Source organism: Paenibacillus sp. NMA1017 (assembly GCF_058895805.1).
This window is the reverse complement of the sequence record NZ_JBZXYR010000008.1, coordinates 1-23,102: the sequence shown is the minus strand read 5'-3', so window position 1 is coordinate 23,102 and position 23,102 is coordinate 1. Positions and strand designations below refer to the sequence as shown.

The 23,102-nt window shown below is 45.4% G+C and carries 21 protein-coding genes and 2 pseudogenes; 17 read left to right on the top strand and 6 right to left on the bottom strand.

Annotated features, from left to right (window positions below):
* The first annotated feature begins 13 nt into the window (after positions 1-13).
* From AC5ELV_RS18525 to AC5ELV_RS18480, 10 genes are all read left to right on the top strand, one after another.
* The gene (locus AC5ELV_RS18525; protein ID WP_023987196.1) at positions 14-748 is read left to right on the top strand and encodes a TerC family protein; all 735 of its coding nucleotides are present in this window, start codon (positions 14-16) and stop codon (positions 746-748) included.
* A gap of 167 nt (positions 749-915) precedes the next feature.
* Complete coding sequence (locus AC5ELV_RS18520; protein ID WP_493431350.1) at positions 916-2,103, top strand: HpcH/HpaI aldolase/citrate lyase family protein; 1,188 nt, start codon at positions 916-918, stop codon at positions 2,101-2,103.
* A gap of 52 nt (positions 2,104-2,155) precedes the next feature.
* Complete coding sequence (locus AC5ELV_RS18515; RefSeq protein ID WP_493431481.1) at positions 2,156-3,502, top strand: phosphoribosyltransferase family protein; 1,347 nt, start codon at positions 2,156-2,158, stop codon at positions 3,500-3,502.
* On the top strand, positions 3,499-4,650 hold the full coding sequence (locus AC5ELV_RS18510; RefSeq protein ID WP_493431349.1) for a cysteine protease StiP family protein: 1,152 nt from the start codon (positions 3,499-3,501) through the stop codon (positions 4,648-4,650). The genes AC5ELV_RS18515 and AC5ELV_RS18510 overlap by 4 nt, the downstream gene beginning before the upstream one ends.
* The gene (locus AC5ELV_RS18505; RefSeq protein WP_493431348.1) at positions 4,647-5,483 is read left to right on the top strand and encodes an HAD family hydrolase; all 837 of its coding nucleotides are present in this window, start codon (positions 4,647-4,649) and stop codon (positions 5,481-5,483) included. Before AC5ELV_RS18510 ends, AC5ELV_RS18505 begins: the two co-directional genes overlap by 4 nt.
* Before the next feature lie 17 nt (positions 5,484-5,500).
* On the top strand, positions 5,501-6,532 hold the full coding sequence (locus tag AC5ELV_RS18500; RefSeq protein ID WP_493431347.1) for an ATP-grasp domain-containing protein: 1,032 nt from the start codon (positions 5,501-5,503) through the stop codon (positions 6,530-6,532).
* Between the two features lie 58 nt (positions 6,533-6,590).
* The gene (locus AC5ELV_RS18495; RefSeq protein WP_493431346.1) at positions 6,591-7,271 is read left to right on the top strand and encodes a hypothetical protein; all 681 of its coding nucleotides are present in this window, start codon (positions 6,591-6,593) and stop codon (positions 7,269-7,271) included.
* A 96-nt stretch (positions 7,272-7,367) separates the two neighbouring features.
* Positions 7,368-8,468 (top strand): toxic anion resistance protein, encoded by a 1,101-nt coding sequence (locus tag AC5ELV_RS18490; protein ID WP_039272510.1) that lies wholly within the window; start codon positions 7,368-7,370, stop codon positions 8,466-8,468.
* 327 nt (positions 8,469-8,795) lie between these two features.
* Positions 8,796-9,341, top strand: a complete 546-nt coding sequence (locus tag AC5ELV_RS18485) for a hypothetical protein (protein ID WP_023987205.1) — start codon at positions 8,796-8,798, stop codon at positions 9,339-9,341.
* A 52-nt stretch (positions 9,342-9,393) separates the two neighbouring features.
* Positions 9,394-10,071, top strand: a complete 678-nt coding sequence (locus AC5ELV_RS18480) for a vWA domain-containing protein (RefSeq protein ID WP_493431345.1) — start codon at positions 9,394-9,396, stop codon at positions 10,069-10,071.
* Positions 10,072-10,389: 318 nt separating this feature from the next.
* On the opposite strand, the gene AC5ELV_RS18475 is transcribed toward AC5ELV_RS18480, so the two are convergent.
* The 4 genes from AC5ELV_RS18475 to AC5ELV_RS18460 form a co-directional block, all read right to left on the bottom strand.
* Complete coding sequence (locus tag AC5ELV_RS18475) at positions 10,390-10,770, bottom strand: DUF3899 domain-containing protein (protein WP_493431344.1); 381 nt, start codon at positions 10,768-10,770, stop codon at positions 10,390-10,392.
* Positions 10,770-12,413: a peptide ABC transporter substrate-binding protein gene (locus tag AC5ELV_RS18470; protein ID WP_493431343.1), complete on the bottom strand. Its 1,644-nt coding sequence runs from the start codon at positions 12,411-12,413 to the stop codon at positions 10,770-10,772. Before AC5ELV_RS18470 ends, AC5ELV_RS18475 begins: the two co-directional genes overlap by 1 nt.
* A 197-nt stretch (positions 12,414-12,610) precedes the next feature.
* Entirely contained in the window at positions 12,611-13,561 is a 951-nt protein-coding gene (locus AC5ELV_RS18465; RefSeq protein ID WP_493431342.1) for an ABC transporter permease, read from the bottom strand.
* A gap of 1 nt (position 13,562) precedes the next feature.
* Complete coding sequence (locus tag AC5ELV_RS18460; RefSeq protein ID WP_493431341.1) at positions 13,563-14,489, bottom strand: ABC transporter permease; 927 nt, start codon at positions 14,487-14,489, stop codon at positions 13,563-13,565.
* 318 nt (positions 14,490-14,807) lie between these two features.
* Here AC5ELV_RS18460 and AC5ELV_RS18455 point away from each other — a divergent pair, with 318 nt between their 5' ends.
* From AC5ELV_RS18455 to AC5ELV_RS18445, 3 genes are read left to right on the top strand one after another with little or no spacing between them, the layout of a single operon-like run.
* Positions 14,808-15,575 (top strand): amino acid ABC transporter substrate-binding protein, encoded by a 768-nt coding sequence (locus tag AC5ELV_RS18455; RefSeq protein WP_493431340.1) that lies wholly within the window; start codon positions 14,808-14,810, stop codon positions 15,573-15,575.
* A gap of 40 nt (positions 15,576-15,615) precedes the next feature.
* Positions 15,616-16,275 (top strand): amino acid ABC transporter permease, encoded by a 660-nt coding sequence (locus AC5ELV_RS18450; RefSeq protein WP_013308988.1) that lies wholly within the window; start codon positions 15,616-15,618, stop codon positions 16,273-16,275.
* 15 nt (positions 16,276-16,290) lie between these two features.
* Entirely contained in the window at positions 16,291-17,043 is a 753-nt protein-coding gene (locus tag AC5ELV_RS18445; RefSeq protein WP_493431339.1) for an amino acid ABC transporter ATP-binding protein, read from the top strand.
* Positions 17,044-17,284: 241 nt separating this feature from the next.
* On the opposite strand, the gene AC5ELV_RS18440 is transcribed toward AC5ELV_RS18445, so the two are convergent.
* Positions 17,285-17,551, bottom strand: a complete 267-nt coding sequence (locus tag AC5ELV_RS18440) for a DUF6809 family protein (protein ID WP_493431338.1) — start codon at positions 17,549-17,551, stop codon at positions 17,285-17,287.
* Positions 17,552-18,306: 755 nt separating this feature from the next.
* Here AC5ELV_RS18440 and AC5ELV_RS18435 point away from each other — a divergent pair.
* From AC5ELV_RS18435 to AC5ELV_RS18425, 3 genes and pseudogenes are all read left to right on the top strand, one after another.
* Complete coding sequence (locus AC5ELV_RS18435) at positions 18,307-18,945, top strand: glycoside hydrolase family 11 protein (protein ID WP_250272909.1); 639 nt, start codon at positions 18,307-18,309, stop codon at positions 18,943-18,945.
* 309 nt (positions 18,946-19,254) lie between these two features.
* Positions 19,255-19,623 (top strand): annotated as a pseudogene (locus tag AC5ELV_RS18430) (formylglycine-generating enzyme family protein); the annotation flags it as partial.
* Between the two features lie 236 nt (positions 19,624-19,859).
* Positions 19,860-20,168 (top strand): alpha/beta fold hydrolase, encoded by a 309-nt coding sequence (locus AC5ELV_RS18425; RefSeq protein WP_493431337.1) that lies wholly within the window; start codon positions 19,860-19,862, stop codon positions 20,166-20,168.
* Positions 20,169-20,386: 218 nt separating this feature from the next.
* Here AC5ELV_RS18425 and AC5ELV_RS18420 read toward each other — a convergent pair whose 3' ends face one another.
* Entirely contained in the window at positions 20,387-21,703 is a 1,317-nt protein-coding gene (locus tag AC5ELV_RS18420; protein WP_493431336.1) for an erythromycin esterase family protein, read from the bottom strand.
* A gap of 157 nt (positions 21,704-21,860) precedes the next feature.
* Between AC5ELV_RS18420 and AC5ELV_RS18415 the strand changes: the two are divergent.
* Positions 21,861-22,127 (top strand): annotated as a pseudogene (locus tag AC5ELV_RS18415) (epoxide hydrolase N-terminal domain-containing protein).
* Positions 22,128-23,102 lie beyond the last annotated feature (975 nt).

Here is a 23,102-nt window from a genome sequence, read left to right as displayed (position 1 = left end):
AGGCACTCTTTTCATGTTGAATGATTTATTTAAAAATATCAGCGAGAACTACGGTCATTTCTTCTCATGGAGTGATGTTGTAGCTACGCTTACTGATCCAGTGAGTTGGGGGATTATAGGAACTCTCATTTTGCTGGAAGGACTTTTATCGGCGGATAACGCCTTGGTTCTCGCAGTTATGGTTAAACACTTACCCAAGGAACAACAGAAGAGAGCCTTATTTTACGGGATTTTGGGTGCGTATATATTCAGGTTCCTGGCTATCGGCCTGGGTACATTCCTGATTAAGTTCACGCTGATTAAGGTACTGGGTGCGGCTTATCTGCTCTATATCGCTTATAAGGGCTTATTCAAGTCCGAAGGTGATGGAGAAGTGAAAAACAAACCTACTTCTTTTTGGAAAACGGTATTAATGGTCGAACTGATGGATATTGCCTTCAGTATTGATAGCGTCATTGCGGCTTTCGGTGTGAGCGAGAAAGTATGGGTTCTGTTCCTGGGTGGTATTCTCGGCGTTCTGATGATGCGTGGTGTTGCTCAAGTGTTCCTCAAGCTCATTGATAAATTTCCGGAACTGGAACAGACAGCCTTTATTATGATCGCCATTATCGGGGGTAAAATGCTGGCTGCTGCTTTTGGCTTTCATATGTCGCAGGTTTTATTCTTCGGCATTTTGATTGCTGTCTTTGTAGGCACAATGGTTATCAGCTCGGCGAAAAGAAAGAAAAAGGCCGACAAAGAGGCTTAATGTACAAAGTATAGCGAAATCCCTCCTGAAACTAAGGGGGGATTTCTTTTATACCCGAAGCACAGGGCTTTAGTCAGGCAAGAAAGAGCAAGAGGAGGGGAAGGGCCCTGAAATATTTTAATGATTTAACCTCTGAGGAAGTAGAAGCGATCTTTTATACTCCACCGTTGGAGTTTCATAACCGTTCTCCCAAAAGTATATTGGCTTATGCGATAGGAGCGGCTTTGTACATGCCAGCCACCCGCTCGGAAGTAGCGGAAGAGATTAAAAATGGAAAACATGAAGGACTAACAACGGTCATTTTGGATTTGGAGGATGCTATAGGGGATCAGCAGGTCGGACAGGCAGAACAATCGCTGGCACAGCAACTGCTTCAACTATTATCCTATGTACGGACGGGGATGATGAGTGAACAGCAATTACCTTTGTTATTTGTGCGTGTGCGCTCTGTGGAGCAGTTGGAACGACTACTGAATGGTTTAGGAGAATCTTTGTCGCTGCTCACGGGCTTTGTCTTACCTAAGTTCTCTTCTGATAATGGCCGGGCGTATTTTGCACTCATTGCCGAATATAACCAGAGTATGCATACAGGGGTAGGAGGCGCAAGCGACATGCCTGTGCTGTACGGATTACCGATTCTTGAAAGCTCCAAAATCATTTATCGGGAAACCCGCTGGAAAGAGCTGCTGTCGATAAAAGAAATTTTAGACGAGTATGAGGAATATGTGCTGAATGTACGAATTGGGGCAACCGATTTCTCCAGTCTATATGGCTTGAGACGCAGCCCGGATATTACGATTTATGAAATTGCCGTCATTCGGGATTGTATCGCAGATATTATTAACTTGTTTGGACGCGTGGGCTCAAATTACGTCATTTCCGGTCCTGTATGGGAATATTTTTCTCACCGAGAACGTGTCTTTAAACCTCAATTAAGAGTGTCTCCTTTCGAAGATGCACTTGGGAAGCCAGGTCGACACTTGCGGATGGATTTCATCTCAGATGCCGTAGACGGTCTGATCCGAGAAGTCATGATGGACAAAGAGAATGGGATTATCGGCAAAACAATTATTCATCCCTCCCATATTAAACCGGTACAGGCCATGTATGCGGTGACACATGAAGAGTATATGGATGCGCTTGAAATTATTGAGCGTAACGACGGTAGTCTGGGGGTATTCAAAAGTACCTATGCCAACAAAATGAATGAAATTAAGCCGCATTTGAATTGGGCTCATCGTATTATCAATAGATCAAAAGTATACGGGGTGTTACATGAACAACAACATTTTGTCAGTCTCTTACCCAACCACGAAAACACATCTGCTGCCAATCCTGGAGCAGTTCAACGTTAAAATTACGGAGACACATAATCCATTCCGCCTTCCTGTGGACAAGCTGTTTGCGATGGCGGCACGGGTCAATAAAAAGCGTTCGTTTTTATTTGTCAGTAAGGTGCTGGGCAAGCATATTCCGGTAAACCCATACACTTCTCTACTCAGTGGTGCAGCGCTGGCGATTCTACTATATAAGGAGCTTGTCCCACAAGCGGGACAACAGATGGACGAACTGATAGGAGAGGCCGTGAGAGGACTTCTTGACCCGGACTATGCGAAAGAGGCCTACCGAAAGCTGATGGATGAACGTTTAGCTTTTGCTTTTACGGAGCCGATCAAGTTTGTTGGTTTTGCCGAGACGGCTACAGCACTGGGACACAGCATGTATCGGTTGTTTGACGACGGGGCCTCGTATATTCATACGACGCGCGAGGATATTCCGGACCTTCGACCTATTATTCGGTTTGAAGAAGAGCATTCGCACGCTGTTGATCATCGTTGCTATGCACTGGATGAAGGTGCTTTTGCGGGTGATGGCCCGATTGTGCTGGTAGATGATGAAATTACGACGGGGAAAACAACGCTTAATATCATACGGGATATTCAGGAGCATTTTCCGCGTAAACAGTATGTGATTGCTTCGTTATTGGATTGGCGGACAGACAGCGACGAGCAGGCTTTCGCTGATCTGGAGGTAGAGCTAGGCATTACGATTACGCCTTTAAGCTTGCTCAAAGGAAAGATTGAGGTACAGGGAGTACCGATACTGGATCACGCAGAATATGCTGGACAGGCTGGGCACCCAGAACATGCAGCCACTAGCATGGCAGAGGTTAATAAAGAGGCTTCTGGAATAATTGACCACCGTTTTGAACAGGATACTTCCGGTTTTGAGCGGGTAGTACACAGCTCCATGTCAACGGACGGGTACATCAATACAGCTCCTTATCTAAAATATACAGGCCGTTTTGGTCTACAATCCGCTGACAATTCAGCGTTGGATGCAGAAATCACGCGTACAGCTGAACGACTGAACCAACTTCGTTCTGGGCAATGCACGCTGGTTATGGGCACGGGAGAATTCATGTACATTCCAATGCGGATTGCAGCAGAGTTAGGCCCGGATGTATATTTTCAATCGACGACACGCAGCCCGGTGTATCCCCACCGAGAAGAAGGGTATGGAGTCGCTTGTGGTGTGACATATCCATCGCCTGAGGACAGTACGATACGCAATTTTATTTATAATGTAGACCCTGGTCAGTATGACGAGATATTCGTTTTGATGGAAAGGGAGTCGGACCCGGAGCGGATGAACCCCATGCTGGAGGCTTTGAACCGTCTGGGCTGCGATAAAGTGCATGTCGTTTATTTTAACGGTTTAACTAGACAGGAGAGTAAAGGAGCGCGGATATGAAGCAAGCACTCATGGAGCAAATACAGCAGAAGAACATTCATCCGCCCGAATCGCTGGGCAGTTATCCTGCCTCGGATGTCACTTTTTTATTGAAGGATTTAAGCCGGGTTACGTTGGAAAAAGGGACGGAGGATCGTGAAGAGGCGATTCAGTCGGGAGTCCATTATTCAGAAATGCTGCCAGTGGAATACGAGCCCACAGCAGAATATATTGCATTGTTTCACGAAACGCTTGCCCAATCTGCCGAAAAGGTTGCATTAGCGGCAGCTTCTGTGGCTGAGATGATTGTGAGAAAAAGAGGCCTAAACACGGCGATTGTTTCTCTGGCTAGAGCAGGGACGCCCATTGGTATCCTGATCAAGCGTTATATTGACTGGAAGTATAGCGTATCCTTGCCGCATTACAGCATTTCTATTATTCGTGGCAAAGGCATTGACCGGAATGCGATATTATACATTTTACAGCAGCATGGGCTGGGGATTGAACTTCAGTTTGTCGATGGTTGGACGGGGAAAGGGGCGATTCGCCAGGTATTGATTGAGGCCTGTCGTGAGATGAACACGGATTACGGGTTGCGTCTAAATGATGATCTGGCGGTGCTGGCCGATCCGGGCAGATGTTCAGAAACCTTTGGTACACGAGAAGATTATTTGATCCCAAGCGCTTGTCTGAATTCGACTGTATCAGGTTTGATGAGTCGGACGGTATTACGCGAAGATCTCATAGGCCCTGACGATTTCCATGGGGCCAAATTTTATGAATCCTGGCGGTCAGTGGATCAGTCCAATACGTTTGTGGATACGGTATCCGGCTACTTTAAAGACGTGGCTGAAACGGCCGTTGCATATGCTGACCAAATGACAATGAATCCGCCTGCGGTGACATGGCAGGGCTTACGGGATATTGAGGCGATTCAGCAGGCATTTGGTATTCGGGATATCAATCTGGTCAAGCCCGGAGTGGGGGAGACGACTCGTGTACTGCTGCGCAGAGTGCCGTGGAAAATTTTGATTGACCGCGAAGATAATCCGAATCTCCAGCATATTATGCTGTTGGCAAAGGATCGTGGAGTGCCTGTAGAGGTATTTGAAGGATTGACTTATTCCTGCTGCGGAATTATCAAGCCGCTCAAGGGGGGACAAGAATGATCTACGCAAGTGATCTGGATCAGACACTGATTTACTCCAAGCGTTCGCTTGGTGTGCCGCTGGAGTCCCCTGGGCTGTTGCCTGCGGAGCAGATAGACGGGGCGACATCGGCTTTTATTTCTGAACAAGCCCTGCAATTGCTAAAGGCACTGCCTGAAGATGTGATGTTTATGCCCGTGACGACTCGGACGATAGAACAGTATAGACGAATCACTGTGTTTCAGACGGAATTGGTTCCCACATATGCCGTGACGAGTAATGGCGGAAACATCATCGTCGGAGGCGAAGTGGATCGAGAGTGGAATCGACGTATTCACGAACAAGTACGCCGTGATGGTGCTCATGCGGAAGAAGCACGTCAGGTATTCGGACAGGTGCTGCATGAAGACTGGGTGGTAAACGAACGCTTTTGCGACGAGTTATTCTATGCTTTCATGATTGAACGGGATCGTATGCCGCTGGAACAGGTGCTGGAGAAGGCGCGGATTATGCGTGAAATGGGCTGGGAGGTATCCATTCAAGGTCGTAAGATATATCTGGTGCCTGCAGCCGTGAATAAACAAGTAGCCGTGGAGCATATCCGTAATCTCACGAATGGAGGGGCTGTAGTTGCGTCCGGTGACTCTTTGCTGGACCGTTGTCTGCTGGACTATGCCGATTATGCGATTGCTCCGCGTCATGGTGAATTGTATCGGGAACAGCTGCGAGATAAGCTGGAGGTCAATTACCGTTTTACAGAAGTGTCGGGGGTTTATGCAGCGGACGAAATCATGGCGTATGTTCATAAAATACACCGGAGTGTGTTCGCAGCTCAAACTTCATTTTCAGAATAGATAGGGGACGTGGCTCTGTGAAGAAGGTTAAGGTGTATTTTAACCGCTGGTTTTCAGTGGCGTATCATTATATGAATGCTATTCGTAACAATGAGGACGGTATTCCGTTCGAGATCTATGCGACACACTCAGATCCGCAGCATATGGCGCTACAGGCCAGTGATGTAGCTGAAGTAGAGCCACGCATCAGTGGTGTGGAGTACGCACGGTTTTGCGCTGATTTTTGCAGGCGGCACGGAATTGATGTCTTTATCCCACGGTGGAATATGCTCGATATTAGCAAGCATCTTTATTTGTTCGATGATATTGGGACAAAAGTAATGGTATGCCAAGATACCGAACTGCTGGAGCAACTGATGGAAAAGGATCTGTTTTATGAATCCATTCGTCAAAAGGACATTGTCACGATTCCCGATTATGCCATTGCCAGCAATGCCGAGCAGTTTAAACAGGCCTATGAGTCGTTAATAGCACTTGGGCATAAGGTATGCTTCAAGCCATGTAATGCAGAAGGTGGAATGGGCTTTCGTATCATCGACAATGAACGTAATCCGCTGGAGGAACTGTTCGGCCATGCGCTGAATCATATTTCGTTCGAGGAAGCACACCGCGTATTGTCATCCACAGAATCATTTCCCAATCTGATGGTGATGGAGCTGCTGGAGGGATACGAATACAGTATTGACTGCCTGGCTGACCGGAATGGGAAGCTACTAGCGGCAGTTCCGCGTAGGAAGGCAGGAGGACGATTACGGCTGCTGGAGCAGCATTCCGAGCTGTTGGAGGTGGCACAAAAGGTCGCTGAGGCGTATCACATTCCGTACAATTATAACATTCAGGTAAAATATAACGGCGAGCATGCCAAGCTGCTAGAGATCAATCCGCGGATGTCCGGAGGACTTCATGTATCCTGTTTGTCGGGTATCAATTTTCCTTATCTAGCGGTGAAATCGGCTTTGGGTCATGAGATCGGTTCACTTCATCCGCAATACGACATTTTAGCCAGTCATATCGAGCAGCCAATCACCATACGTAAATCCGTACATTGACACACACAAATATTGTTTTCTACAATATGGTAAGGGTTTACGTCAGGAGGTACAAGCTATGACGTCAAAAATGTGGGGTGCCACGATTGCTGTGGTTAGCTACCTGATTGCGCTTTTACTAAGTTTTTGGTTGCCACTGTTTGTGTGTTTGGCGATTCCGATCATTGGTTTGGGAGGATACAGCGCCATCATGGCCGTTCGCCATCCTCGCCCCAATCTGACCGGTTCCGTGATTCCGGTGGTGCAGGAGCAGGTCGGTGAGACACAGCAGCATGAAAAGGAAGCCAGCGTTCGACCGGAGTCTATAACAGGACAAGTACGTCAACCAGGTCAGGTGAGCAGTGAATTTGCTCAGGTGATGGAGTATTTGGAGGTACTGGAGGATATGGTGATCTCCGAGGGACAGAAGGATGCGCTTGATAACGAGATTGTCGAGAAGGCGCTGGCTCTATTTGCACGTTTGCAACGGGTCATTCCGCTTTTGCATGAACTGAGCAACAGCGAAGTGAATCATACGGTTCGGAGATTGATTTTGAAGGATTTGAACGGACTGATTAATCCGTTTCTTCGGCTCAGCGGCGATGCGAAGCGGACCAACCGGAGGACGTTATTAAACGGATTACGGGATGTGGACAGCAAAATATCGGTAATTGTGTCTACGGTGGAGCATAAGGATCTGCTGGAATTACAGAGCAAAGCGGAGCTTATTCACCAGCGATATAGCAGCTCCGAATTGTAGGCGATTTTTGAGAAAATAAAAAAGTAGCAGTATAGCTGCTCTGAATAACAACGATTATACTTGGGTAACAGTTGTTTTCAGAATAGGAGGTAGCGTATGGCGACCCCATGGGCTGAATTGAAAAAAGAAGATGAACAAAAGGTGACTGAGGAGGCTTCACAGCTGATTCAGAAGGTATCACAAAGCGATGTCATGAGTCTGGATACCTTAATGGATGATATCGGTAAGCTGGGGGTTAAAACGCAGGAACGTGCGGGGCAGACCCTTAAAATGCTGGATCGACCGGTAAACGACCTCATGTCCGGTGATCGGGCTGAGGTATCCAATATGATCTTAAAGCTACGTGATGAATGCGAAACGCTCCAGCAGAGCAAAAATGTGAGTTTTTTTGGCAAGCTTCTGCGTAAAAGTCCGTTAAAAAACTACATTTACAAGTATCAGTCGGTGAAGACGAACATCGAGAAAATTATTACTGCCTTGAGAGATGGTAAGGATAATCTGGAAGAAAACATCGTCAGCATGAGGCAGTTGAAGAAGGCTTCCATTGAAGAAATCTACAATTTACAGACGAAGATTGCCTTTGGTAATCGTTTGAAAGAACTGTTTGAGACCGAGATTGCCAAGCCAGAAAACGAAAACCGTAAGCCTCATCTGGAGCGGGGATTGCGCAAGGTGGTTACTCGTACGCAGTCGATGACTGAAATGATTTTGTTATACAATCAGGCGATTGCGGCAACGGATATTATTAATGATAATAATGATAAACTGATTGATTCTGTAAATAATGCGATTGATAAAACATCGAATCTGATCACTGTGTCGGCTATGATCGCGATGGCGCTGGCGGATCAGGATAAAATCATTTCAGCCGTCGATGCGACCAACCGTACGATTGAAGATCAATTCAAGGAAAATGCGAAGCTTCTCAAAACGACGACCGAGAGAACGACAGATCTGCTTAGCAAGCCTTCTATGTCACTGGAGGCTGTGAATCAGGCGATTGGTGATTTGGTATCTGCTTTGGATCTGTCTGAAAAATCAAACCGTCGGATTATTGAAAGCTGCCATGATTACACAAGTAAAATGACAGCAATCAATGCCAACCTTAGCCAACGTTTGGGGATCGAAGGAAAAGAACCATCCAAACCGCTGAAGGATAGTAATTCTTCTGAGGGTCTAAGCTCGTTTTTGAACTGATGATAATTTAGAAATCTATTAAAAAGACGCCGGGATGACTCCGAAAGGCGTCTTTTTTTGGTTTGGCAGCAGCTAATAAAGGACATGATGAACATACATAGCATTCTCGTGCATAAACTCTTAAAAAGCGAATGACAAAAGGAGAGAGCGAGCGTATGATGTCCTTTATTTTAGGGTGTGTGATTGTCTATTTACTCGTGGCTGCCAGTAGCGAAAAAGCAGATTCAATTGTGGAGTTAAATGATTCTGTGAAATAAAATTTTTTATTGAAAATCATGCATTTTCTGATAGGATAGAGTTAAATATTGGAATCCCAAAGGAGAATGCATGCTGGAATTTTCATTTGAAATCATTGACGAATCGAAAATCAACATTGTATATCAGTATGGAAGCAGCAACTTTAATTTTAATTTATTTTTTAACTACGGTGTGTGGACGCTGCATCCTTTTGACGGGATTCTGCTGCAGAACAAGGAAATGTGCCGTCTGATCGTTACGGATCTGTTTAAGAACAAAGATTTTCATGTCATGCTGGCACGCGAAAATATTTTGCTGTCAACCCTGCGTACCTCTATTGATCTCAATCCCGAAACTCGGGGAGAGCGATATCAGGAACAGGAATTTGATGAGCTGTCTGATTTTGCTGAGACACACAGCTTTGAAGAGGTACTGCAAATTGAGCAGGATTCTGTCCGCGAGCGTATGGATTTCTTCCAAAACATCATTCAAAAAATGTATATGGAAGGATTCGGCCCGGAAGATAATGATTTTAACAAGGTACAAGCTATTCTTCGCATTTATAAGGCTGCACATGACCAACTCGGAGAATTAAGCGACTTTCCCCTGAGAGGCGACGAACGACGCAGATGGTAGAGTAGACGTACTAGACGTACAAACGCAAACATCATAGAGGAGCGTGGGGAACATGAGCAGTATTTCTTTACTTAAAAAGAATGCGCAACTGGTACTGACTAAAAAGAATCTAACAAATGTGACTGCGAGAGTTGGATTGGTGCTCGATATTTCAGGATCTATGAGAAGTTTGTACAAAAATGGTACCGTTCAAAAGGTGTTGGAACGAATTGTTGCAGTAGCGAGTGCTTTGGATGATGATGGTGTACTGGACGTATGGGTGTATGATCACCGTTTTTCACGTTTGCCGTCCGTTACCGAAAATGACGTTGACAACTATGTTGAAAGACATATTCTGTCCAATGATTATTTGCCCAAGTTCGGTCGTAATGATGAGCCGCCTGTGATGCGCGATGTTATCGCCAAATACACCAACGAAGAACCCTCTTCTGATCCGGCCTTTGTTATTTTTATTAATGATGGCGGTGTGAAGCGTGGAAAAGGAGATAATATCGACAACGCAGTCATTGATTCGTCAGGAGAGCCGATTTTCTGGCAATTTATCGGTGTGGGTGAATCCGATTTTGGCGTATTAAAGAAGCTGGACAATATAGAAGGCCGTGTGGTAGATAACGCTAATTTTTTTCAAATACAAGATATCGAATCTATGGAAGACAATCAACTCTACGAACTATTGCTTAATGAGTTCCCCTCATGGCTGCAAGAAGCGAAGGAAAAGCATATTTATTAAGGCTACTAAGTATTGTACTATGAGCCCTTTTCAAAGCTTAATATATAAAAAAATGCAAAAAGAGAGAGTTCCGCAGCAAACGCCTTTGCGAAACTCTCTTTTTTCTTTACACACCTCTAAAACGTATAGAAGCATTACGGCGGTTGCCAGCGGAGCGGGCAGAATTGTTTTGGAGAAGCGAAGCGTTCGCTTTTGTCCCCGGATTTTAACCTTTACAGGTTGTATACAATAATAAAAATCCGGGGGCGGTGGCGATCGGAAGAACAATCTGCACGCGCAGCGACTATCAACCGCAAGAAAGCTTCTCATACGCCCTAACTAACTTATCCCCATTAATATCATCGAGCAAAGTGTAAGCCCCGCCCCGCACCCCGAAGTATACACCTTGAGGTGGCGGAACATGGATGTTTTCCAGGCTGACAGAGATTCATCGGAACGCAAACGCTCATTTTCCTCTCGTAATGCCTTAGATTGACGAATGAACAACTGTCTGATGTCAGCAAATCCCCGCAAGAAGAGGGTTAGAAAACCGCTTTGCAGAACGTGGAAGATTGCACCGATCACCAAGCCCAGCAACCCCAACAGGAATAGCAGATTCGCAGTAGCCATGTTTTCACGACCATACAAGAGATGGGGGGTGGCGTACATAAATCCTAAAGTACCGACAATCAGGGCAGTGATCCCGAAACGTAAAATCATTATTTTTCGACCCGTTTCGCAAAGCGCAGGTCTGGGTTCGAACGAGCATCAAATACGATACCTTGAATCTTAGGACTGATCAATGCAGTGTCCGCAGAGAACTGGATCGGAATAATCGGCAGATCTTCCATTAATACGTCTTCTGCCTGATGGAGCTGTTCAAAGCGTTTTGCCGGATCAAGCTCAAAGGTTGAGGATTCAATCAGTTTGTCATACTCCGGGTTGCTCCAGTTGGTAAAGTTGTTCGAATTTTTGGAAGTATAATGCCCCAATACGCCGAGTGGATCCAGGAAGTTTCCTTCCCAGCCCATACGAGCGATCTGGAAGTTCTTTTGTTTAAAGGTATCAATGTACGTTTTCCATTCTTGATTCTCCAGCGTCACTGCAACGCCCAGGTTTGTTTTCAGCATTTCCTGAATCGCTTCAGCTACTTTTTTATGCTTGTCTGAAGTGTTGTATTTGAAGGTGATCGGTGGCAGCTGTGTCAAACCTTCTTCTTTCAGACCTTCGGCCAGCAATTGTTTCGCTTTTGCAGCGTCAAACTCATAGTATTTTTTCGGTGCCTCATCACGGAAGTCCTTGCCGGATGGCGTTGTTGTTCCGTATGGAACATAACCGTAAGCTGGAGTTTCGCCTCCTTTGGTTACGCTGGTAGCCAGTGCTTCGCGGTCAATCGCGTAGGCAATGGCCTGTCTGATTTTTTTATTGTCAAACGGCTTTTGTTTTACGTTAAAAGAATAGGTGTACACACTGAAAGATGGATGCGACAGGAATTCCTTGTTGCTCTTTTCCTGATCCAGGGTATCTACGGGAAGGCTCAAAATCAGGTCCAGATCGCCCGTTTTGTACATTTGATAATACGTTGTGGAGTCCTGAACCATTTTAAAATTAATCGTTGCCATTGTAATGGCATCTTTGTTCCAGAATTGATCGTTTTTCGCCAGCGTAATTTGCTCGTTATGTTTCCATTCCTTGGCTACATACGCACCGTTGCCGACAATTGTGCCCGCTTCTGCTGCCCATTTGTCATTTTTCTCAACAACCGATTGGTTTACTGGCAGATAGGCATGACCCACTGCGATCGTTGGGAAGAAGCTCAGCGGTGATTTCAGCTCAACTACCAGAGTTTTATCATCTTTGGCTGTAACACCAACGTCTTCAATTTTACCTTTGCCTGTGTTGTACGCTTCGGCACCTTTGATGTAGTAGAGAGCAGAAGGATCGTAGGCAGCCGTTTTCGGATTCAGTACCCGTTTCCAGGAGTATTCAAAATCCTTAGCTGTCAGTGGGTCGCCATTCGACCACTTTGCACCGTCACGGATCGTAAAGGTGTAGGTTTTGCCGTCAGGAGATACGTCTACTTTGCTGGCAGCGCCTTCTACGATTTTACCAGCCTTATCGTATGTATACAGCCCTTCGTACAAGTTATCAATCACAAAGTAGGACGTTGTATCTGATGCGAAAGCAGGGTCTAGTGTATAAGGTTCTCCACCTGCCAGATTGGCAGTAATTTCTTGCGGGATATCTGCTTGAGGTGCAGCGGACGGGTCGTTGCTTGCTGTCTTATCCGCAGTGCCAGAGCATCCTGCCAAAGCCGTTACGGCTAAAAGTAAGATGATCGTCATCCAATGCATTTTTTTCATCGTGGTTTTCCTCCGTTATTATGGTTAGTTATGCAAAAAAATAAGGTACACCGTACCGGGATTTATTCATCCTCCTTTCCCGCAGGTATGCCGCGTGTGCGCACTTCGATAAAGGAACTTCCGTTTTTCCTGCCGTTAGGCGAGAAGCTGCGGATCATGGTGACACCCCTCCTTGTCCAATTTGGGACTCTCTGTTGTTAATGTTGTGAGCGCGGGTCAAGTGCATCCTGAAGCCCGTCTCCAAGTGTATTGAACGCCAACATGGTGAGCGATATCATCAGCCCCGGGAAAAATAGGCGCCACCATTGACCACTTAAAATAACACCAAGTGAATCGTTAGCCATCGTCCCCCAGCTGGCCGAAGGAGACTGAATCCCCAGACCAAGAAAGCTCAGGAATGATTCGGCAAAAATTGCCGACGGAATAGTGAACGTCAAATTCACGATAATGATTGCCGCTGCGTTTGGTAGCAAATGTCTGAAGATAATACGTGAATGAGATGTTCCCAAGCTCCGGGCTGCTAACACATATTCCTGCTGCTTCAGCTGTAAGATTTGCCCACGCACTACACGGGCCATACCGACCCAGCCAGTAATAGATAGTGCAATAATCATCGTGAGCAGTCCCGGCTTCATAATGACCAGCAGCAAAATGATGACCAGCAGATAAGGAATACTATACAAAATTTCAATAATACGCATGAGAATGCTGTCGATCCGATCGCCCGTTTTACCGTGCCCAGCGCAATAGCCAGCAACACAGCCGACGAGAATGCCAAGCACCAAATCAATGGCGGCAGCGGCAAAGCCGATCATAAGTGAAATTCTAGCTCCGGCCCATGTTCGTGCCCATACGTCCCTTCCCAGATCATCCGTGCCAAACCAATGCTCTTTCGAAGGAGAGAGATTTGTCTTCAAAAGAGATTGATCACTGGGTGCATAAGGAACCAAGGAAGGTCCAACAATCGCCAGCACAATAATAATGATAAGTAGGGAAAGCCCCAACAGAGCAAGCTTGTTGTTAAAAAGTCTGCGTAGCCGATCTCGCCAGAGTGATTCTTTGGGTCTGGTCAACGTGGGGGTGGGCATCTGGCTGCGGTCTACAAGACTGAACAGGCTATCCTTTTCGACAGTAGGTGCTGCTTTCATGTTAATCTCCTTTGCTGACTAATTTGATTCGTGGATCGACAAGGCGATAGGAAATATCAATTAAAAATAAAGTAACGACCAGAATGGTACTGTAGAAAATGGTCGTCCCCATAATCACTGGATAATCCCGGTTAAAGATACTATCTACGAAGTATTTACCGATACCGGGAATGGCGAATATTTTTTCAACGACAAAGGTACCTGTAATGACGGAAGCGAATAGCGGTCCGATAAAAGAAAGCACCGGAACCAACGCGTTGCGTAATCCGTGACGCAGAACTACTGCCCAAGAAGACAACCCTTTCGCTTTGGCAGTGCGTATGTACTCCTCATGCATGACTTCCAGCATACTCGTCCGCATAAAGCGTGCGATAACAGCAAGAGGCGAAACTGCGAGAGCCAGCGACGGGAGCACCGTATGCTGCCAGGTTCCCCATGAGGCGACCGGAAGCAGGTGCCATTGGACGGCAACATACTTGATTAGCAGCGGTGCCAATATGAAGCTGGGTACGGAAATACCAACAATGGCGATAAACATCGAGATATAATCCAGTGGTCGATTATGGTGCAGAGCAGCCAGTGTTCCGAGCGAAATCCCTGCAATAATCGCGACCACGATAGATTGAATACCCAGCAATGCAGAAGGTGGAAAACCTCGGGCAATGAGCATATTGACGTCCGTCGTTTTCGATTGAATAGACGGGCCCATATCCAGCACTAGCAGATTTTTGAGATACAACACATACTGCACAGCGAGCGGCTTGTCTAGATTGTACCTGGCACGCATATTTTGCAATACGGCTTCCGGAATGGTTTTGGAATCGTTCGAGAATGGATCACCCGGAATGATGTGCATGATGATAAACGTTAAAGTAACGATAATCCACAACGTTATGAACATCGTAAAAAGACGCTTTAAAATGTACATGGGGCTTAATTTCTCCTGTCTATCAAGCTGATTTACATACTATAGCTGCTGAAATTTTAAAATAAATAAAAGTATATAAGAATACTAGGAAATAATAAGACGGTTTAGGTGACATGTCAAGGTAAGGTTTTACATTATAGAACACAGGTCAAATTTTCGTCACAGGTTTTCCATTTATATAAGGCTAAGATTCCGCTCATTCCTCTCGACGAGTATCCTGCGGTGTGTTATGATGATACTCTGATAACGTGTTAACGAACTAAAGCGTTTGCCACCTGTTCTTGGATACGGGGGTCACCATTGTTGGAGGGGAATAAGATGAGAAAAGCAGCCATGTTTACGATGTTAATTGGATTGATGATGATCGTGTTGGCCGGATGTTCCGGCGGTAAGGATGACAGTAAATTGATTATTGGCATTGATGATAAATTCGCCCCGATGGGCTTTAGGGATGAAAATAATGAGCTGACCGGCTTTGATATTGATTACGCGAAAGCGGCCGGGGAACAAATGGGTAAACAGGTGGAATTTCAGCCGATTGACTGGTCTGCCAAAGAATCCGAGCTGAACAGCGGACGTATTGATCTCATTTGGAATGGATACACCATTACGGATGAGCGTAAGGAAAAAGTGCTGTTCACGAAGCCATATCTGAAAAACAGTCAGGTGATTGTCATTCCGGCTACTTCCAGTCTTTCCAAGCTGGCTGATCTGGCGGGCAAAACGGTGGGACTCCAGACGCTGTCTTCAGCAGCCGATGCATTGGATGCGAATCCGATCAAAAGCCAGTTGAAGTCTGTGTCCGAGTACCCGGATAATGTTCTCGCTTTGACGGACTTGAAAACCGGGCGTCTGGATGCGGTTGTCATTGATGAAGTCGTTGCCAAGTATTATATGTCGAAGGAACAAGGGACGTATAAGCTGCTTGATGAATCACTGGCTCCTGAGGAATACGGCATCGGCGTGAAAAAAGGAAATGAAGAGCTGTTGACGCAGTTGCAATCCGCTTTGGATGAGCTGCACAAGAACGGAAAGGCAGCTGAAATTTCGAAAAAGTGGTTTGGTGAAGATAAAGTATTAAATTAATACGTAGTGTATTGAACTAAGGGTTTAGGAGTCGAAGGTTATGAGTATGGAATATATTTTACGAATTATGAAGCCTATGCTTGAAGGGGCGCAGATGACGGTTATTTTATTTTTCATCACGCTTATCCTGTCCATTCCGCTGGGTTTTATCGTTACGTTGCTGGCGAAAAGCCGGATTAAGCCTATTGCCTGGCTGATGCATACGTACATTTATGTTATACGCGGCACGCCGCTTTTGCTGCAATTATTGTTCTTTTGTTTTGGACTGCCGATGTTGCCTGTCATTGGGGAGTATTTGGTAATGGATCGGACAACGGCTGCGGTACTGGCATTTGTACTGAATTATGCGGCTTATTTTGCAGAAATTTTCAGAGGCGGGATGTTGTCGATTGATAAAGGGCAATACGAGGCTTCGCAAGTGCTGGGCTTGAGCAAGTCGCAGACGCTGATTAGAGTCATTGTGCCGCAAATGGTACGGATCGCTTTGCCTGCGGTAACCAATGAGGCGACAACACTGGTAAAAGATACGGCACTATTGTATGCAGTAGCAGTACCGGAACTGCTGCATTTTGCCAATACGGCTGTAAACCGTGATTTCTCGATTGTACCTTATGTTGTAGCAGCGGTTATTTATTTGTTGTTAGCTTTGGTGCTGACGCTATTCTTCAGAGCGCTGGAAAAACGTTTTAAATTCGAGTAAAAGGAATGTCGGGATATGAATACTAACGCAATAGAAGTAACCGATTTGAAAAAATCGTTCGGCAAGCTCGACGTTCTGAAAAGAGTGAGCTTCGACGTTAAAGCGGGCGAGGTTGTAGCCGTCATTGGCCCTTCAGGTTCAGGGAAAAGCACTATGCTCCGTAGTTTGGTACATCTGGAAGATGTGACGGGCGGGACGATCCGCATTCATGACAAAGCACTGGTGGAGAACGGTCAGTACGCTCCGGCAAGTGACATTAAGGGCATTACCACCGGGATGGGCATGGTGTTCCAGCATTTTAATCTGTTCCCTCACTTGACGGTGCAGGATAATCTGGAGCTGGCTCCGAAGCTGGTGAAAAAGGTGAGCAAGGCTGAACTGCGTCGCCAAAGCGCTGAGTTGCTGGCTAAAGTCGGATTAGCAGATAAAGCAGAGGCGTATCCATCCCGACTGTCGGGGGGACAGAAGCAGCGCGTGGCGATTGCCCGGGCAATGATGATGAACCCTGATATTTTACTGTTTGACGAGCCGACCTCGGCCCTTGATCCCGAGCTGACGGGTGAGGTGCTGCGAGTTATCAAAAAGCTGGCTGAGGAGCATATGACGATGGTCATCGTGACCCACGAGATGAACTTTGCGAGAGATGTGGCGGATCGTGTCATTTTTATGGATAATGGCGAAATTGCGGAATCCGGTACGCCGGAGCAGATTTTCGGTAATCCGCAGCTGGAGCGGACGAAAGTGTTTTTGAATCGGGTGGAAGCTTAAAAACATAGTTGCTTGTTAGAGTGTGTGTCGGGGACGCGCTGCGCGTGCAGATTGTTCTTCAACTGGCTCAATACCGAGCGCTAGAAGCGAAGTTAAGGGATTTGCATACAAAGTAAAGCACTTCAAGGCAAAAGATTACTTTTGCCGTTTGAGGTGCTTTTTTCTGAACTCATTCGTTAAATCTCCCCATCCATAACTGGTTCGCTTCACACTTGTTTCATTATTTATTACGAACAACCAATTACTTCTCCTCGCTAAATACTTCAATCATCGTTAAGGCTCCCGTTCGATACCCGTGGATGAATGCTGCTGCGGAGTGCAGGGAGGTGGACTCGTTTAATAAATCAAATATGACTTCCATTTGCTCAAAATCGACTTCTGGTAATTTATTTTTTAGCATCTCCATATATTCACTAATTTTTTGATTAACTTTTTGAGATTCAGGGTCGGTTGACTTTATTTGTTCACTGGGACGCCAATTCCCATAATACATATCCTCCAAAATCATTTTCATCATGCCTCCCTATGAAAAGTTAAGTGTTTGTCCTCACGTGAATCGAGAATTCCCTTATGCACTGCTAATCACCCAAGCACATTTTACAGCATGCGATGGATGAATATTGATATTTATGCGTTATTTGCATAAAGTTTTTTTATAAGCTGAGTTAAAAATGTACACGAGGCGACACTACGCGGTCGGATGGTGCTTCCCATCGCTGTTGTGCCCGGATTTCTTAATCAAGCTAAGAAGGTTGAAATCCGGGCACAAAGGCGAACGCTATCGCTTGTACAGCACCATTCCGCCCACTCCGTTCCTGTTCAACTTGGTGCTGACTTCTAAAAATTGAATATTGTGATTGAAAGTGACAATCGACTTTTTGAACCGCCGGAAAACCCTCAACAACAAAGAGAGCGCTTTTTAAAGCAGTCTCTTTTGTTGTTTCTATTAATAAAAAATGTTGGTTTTCACAATCAAAAGACTACAAAGGTGTCGGAGGACAAGATTTTGGTATCGTTGCCGATTAGATGAATATCTAAAAAACGCTTTAAAAATGTTTCTATAAATTTCAAAGAAAGCTAAATATAATAAAGTTAAAGCTTTAATTTGCTAGGTTTTTGTGTAACCGCTATCATTCTATAATTTACACAGAAAGGAGGTAAAAGTAAAAAACGAGATATGGCACAGATAAGAAATGTGTTACAAAGAGAATCAACTAACAAGCAGGTGTATGGGACAAACACAAAAATTTTAGGAGGTAGAGTATGTTTAATTTTAGTAAGAAAATGATGACGGTAGTTCTTGCAGCTTCCATGAGTTTTGGGTTGTTTGCAACAACCTCAAGTGCAGCGACAGACTATTGGCAAAATTGGACCGATGGTGGTGGGACGGTCAATGCTGTTAATGGATCAGGGGGTAATTACAGCGTAACATGGAAGGATACCGGGAATTTTGTTGTCGGCAAAGGCTGGACTACTGGATCGCCAAACAGAACGATTAACTACAATGCCGGTGTCTGGGCGCCGTCCGGTAATGGATATCTGGCTCTCTACGGGTGGACGAGAAACTCACTCATCGAATATTACGTCGTTGATAGCTGGGGTACTTATCGACCTACCGGAACGTATAAAGGTACGGTGACCAGTGATGGGGGCACATATGACATCTACACAACAATGCGATACGACGCACCTTCCATTGAAGGCCAAAAAACGACGTTTATTCAGTACTGGAGTGTTCGACAGTCGAAGAGACCGACCGGGGGCAACTCCACGATCACTTTCAGCAACCACGTGAAAGCATGGGCGAGCAAAGGAATGAATCTGGGAAGTAACTGGTCTTACCAGGTGTTGGCAACAGAGGGGTATCAGAGTAGTGGGAGCTCTAACGTAACGGTGTGGTAACCACTCAACTGCAAGCTGTTCAACGAACAGGCGCGGTTGGGACTGTCTCACGGGATAAGCGGGTTTTGAGAGCTGTCTGATGATAGGGTTTAAATGAATCCATCATGGAGGACTCACCGAGCCCTAAGTATTGTAGACAGGCCGATGACCCCCCTCCAGTCTATCCGTCAGTGCGGATGTTGCAGGCCGTTTCCTGCCAGGCGAACGGCCTTCAACACTGCTGGAGGCGAGTTTCAGACCGTCATGGCCTATCATTTTTCCTATCAGCTTAAAGGAGATATATCAATGAGAAAGCTATTAATGTTCCTTAAAAATGATAATGATAATATAAAATGGACAGTAACGATCAATCAGGGAGCTAACGGTTACCGTTTGCCCACAGAAGTAGAATGGGAATATGCTGCAGGCGGAGGTCAGGCGAGCAAGGGCTACACATACAGCGGAAGCAATAATGCCGACGAGGTCGCATGGTATTGGAAAAATGCCGGAGACAAATACTTATCTGGAGACTGGAACTGGCCTATCATAGAGAGCAACAATAATAAAACAAAATCAATCGGTACCCGGAAACCCAACGAGTTAGGAATTTACGATATGTCTGGCAACGTAAGAGAATGGTGTTGGAACTGGTATGGAGACTTGGATAGCGAAAGCGGTTCCTACCGGGCTGTGAAGGGGCGGACAGCGACCGTCTAGGACTTTATTTTTTGTCCTCGGCTGTCGCTGTTCCAATTTAAAGAGCCAGTCTAATACTTTATTTTCTGCTGACAAAGAGAGGGATTTAGAGGCATAAAAAATATTTTGGGCATGTTGAGTAGAAGGGTTCAGGCTATGTCTCCGCCATGTTTGTTCATCACTTTTCGCATAATCTCATCAGCTCTCGTTCTCTATGCACAAGATGACGAGGCATTACGATGGCTAGCCCCCATCGGAGTTTTTTGACTGAAATGCATAATCACTACATGACAAGGGTATTCACCGAGTGGAGAAGCTTTGAGGTCCTTTGGCTAGAGCCGCCTTCGATTGAACGTTTAGAAAAAATTGCAGCGAGTACGTTATTTATACAAGGAACCATAGAATGGCCGGATATGTACAATATCGCCGAGCACTTCAAGCGTGTACCTGCAATTAGGTTTGCCGAAATCAAAGGGGCCGATCATATGCTTGTCCTTACTCATGCGGAGGAACTAGTTAATAGCATCCGACAGTTTTGTCACAGGTGAGAACCATACGTGAATAGATTGGGTATCTCTTGATTCAAAGTATTATAATGGGTGATAAGAAGTTTTGAAACTTAAAGAGCAACCCGGAAGAAACATCTTGGTGCTTGGAAGCGATGGGTGAGTGGAAAGCGGATGTTTACAGATAACATCAACACGATGTCTCTCAAGCATGTCTATACCCAGCTATCCTGCATCCCACAAACGGTTCTTGCGAGCTGTTATTCTGAAAATAAAGCATCCGTTGCAACCGGTTGAAGGATAGGCAGTGGCTGAAGGGCGGTGGTCCGGTCGAGATGAACAAACGCATCATAACGATCCGCCATGCTGGAAGGCACGTAATTGCCGAATCGTTCATGAGCAGGCTCATATACCACACCGATGGCACGGTGGCCAATGATCGTATGCAGCATGGAAGATGCATCGGAGAGCATTACCATGCCATTTCGGCCGTCTCCCACCCGGTGCATGCAATACTCCCAGCTTCTCGGCTGTCCGGGCGGCACGGTCATTTTCTCAACCGGAGCTCCCCAAGCTCTTCCCGCCAGTACCTCGCCCTGATAGGTCCCGAAGCCAACGGCAAACACACGATGTTCCGGATCCTCCCGCAACAGCTGACCCACATTGACCATGCCATCAGCCATCATATCCGTTGCCCGCGCATCACCGATATGCGTATTATGCTCCCAGACAATGGCTTTCGCCGAGGCGCCGTAATAGGACATGATTCGCTTCAGTGATTCAACCATATGTCTGTCCCGTATATTCCAGGACTGCGGGCCGCCCCGGACCATCGTACGATAATAGGCCTCCGAGCTGGAAGTGACGAGCATGTTCACCTCCGCATTCAGCTCTTCCTCACTTCCCGGATACGCCATGCGCCGGCTCTGAATCTGCTTCAGTAGCTCAACCACTTCTTTCTCACAGCTCTCTGAGAGCAGTCCTGCCGCAATGCCATAAGTCTGATGGTCCCTGCTATATGGATCAAAACAGGCGTATGTCCTGCGGGCCTGTTTCAGCTGGGGAGACTTGGTATCCTCCAAATAAGCGATGATTGCCTCCATTGATTCCCATAACGAGTACATATCGATGCCATAAAATCCAACCTTGGGACAGTCACTGCCGCCCCCTTGATTCACCTCATTGTACTCCTTCAGCCACTCCGCGAAATCACGAATATCCGTATTCGCCCACATCCAGGTCGGCCAGCGGGTAAAATCACCCAGTGCATCGGCTGCCGAAGAATCGGCCCCCTCCATCCCTTTAACATACCGGTTCAACCGATAAGCAGAGGGCCAGTCTCCTTCCACGCCGATAATGTTAAATCCCTTGCTTGTAATTAGCTTCTTCGAAAGTTCGGCCCGAACTCGGTAAAAATCAGACGTCCCATGGCTCGCCTCGCCAAGCAGTACAATATCTGCATCTCCGATGGCCTTAACCATGCTGTCCAGATTCTCTATTCCGTCCAATGGGATAAATAAGGCATTCAGCTCTTTTAAATATGCGTTTTGCCCTGATAGATTATCATTAGAATTCATGAATTTGTTCCCTCCTTTAGACGGTATGAGTGAATTATTTCCGAATTGTCCATTCATTAACCCAAAACAGGCCTCCCTTAGTGATAAACCAAGGTAAGTCTGGTCGGGGCGAAATCTGTATTGATTAAGATGTGCACAAAAAAGGAGGAGAAATATAATGTCCGTTGAACGTTTTCATATTCACATAGCAGAGGAAGTCCTTAATGATTTAAAGAGAAGATCACACCACATCCGCTGGCCGGATCAATTGGAAAACTCAGGCTGGGATCGAGGTGCTGATTTAACTTATTTAAAATCCCTTGTTTCGTATTGACGGGAAAAATATAATTGGCGTGAACATGAATCTCAGTTAAACCGTTTTTCGCAGTTTCGCTGCAACATCAATGGAATTGGCGAACATCCAATTGATTCAGCGTTTGTTTGATGAAAAAGCTATGGATAACTCTTTATTCGAATGCTATTAAAATTGGTGTTTTAAATAATTTTAAAATGCGCACTGATACGCTTGCAGGAAACATTAGTTGAGTAAAAAAAGACTGCCGCGGCAGCCTTTTTTGTTTTATTATGTTAGGCCTAGTAGGATCAACTTACCAGTTGAGGCCGACTGAATCAATAAATCTGCCTTAAATGATGTGGGTTAGTATCCATTATTAAAGGCGGATTCACGAAATTTAATATAAGGCTCTTTAACGTTGTAAATCCGCATTTTGCTGGCGATATCCTAATAATGTGAAAATTTATACTTCATTATTGTTCCTAAAAGCATGCTTATAGGAATGGTTCTAAATTAGTCTATTTCACGTTCCCAAATGTGCATAGATAATTATTGGAACGCTTCATTATTAGTGGTCCCTTTTTTGGAACTGAAAGGGGGATGCATCAAAAGCATTCTTCGGATGCAGTAGATCTGGTCAAAGATTCACGGTACTTTTAATGAAGAAAAACAAATTCGAAAGTATGAGCAGTACAGAAATAGAACTGATTTTGATAACTTGATTATTAATTGGTGTAATTTACATGTAGTAATCAGCAAACCTAAATGATATATTATATATCCGGCCGTATGATAGGCAGGGATATAATAGTTAGATGGGAAAAAAAATTTAAAGGATCACCTATGAGGTATTATTTACCAGTAGCGTGAATCACCGAAGTATGATATATTATTAGTCCGGGTGTTGATATGTCCGGAAATGATTGATCTTTGAAAACTGAACAACGAGTGAGTACGGATTTTGTTTACAAAATCCAATGCTGAAATTTTAGTACATGCCATCAGGCTGTATGAAATGGAAGTGAACAAGAGATATTTTATCTCGTCAGTTTCAAAATGAGCTTATCGCTCTTTCTATAAACCAACTTCGGTTGGTCTTTAATGGAGAGTTTGATCCTGGCTCAG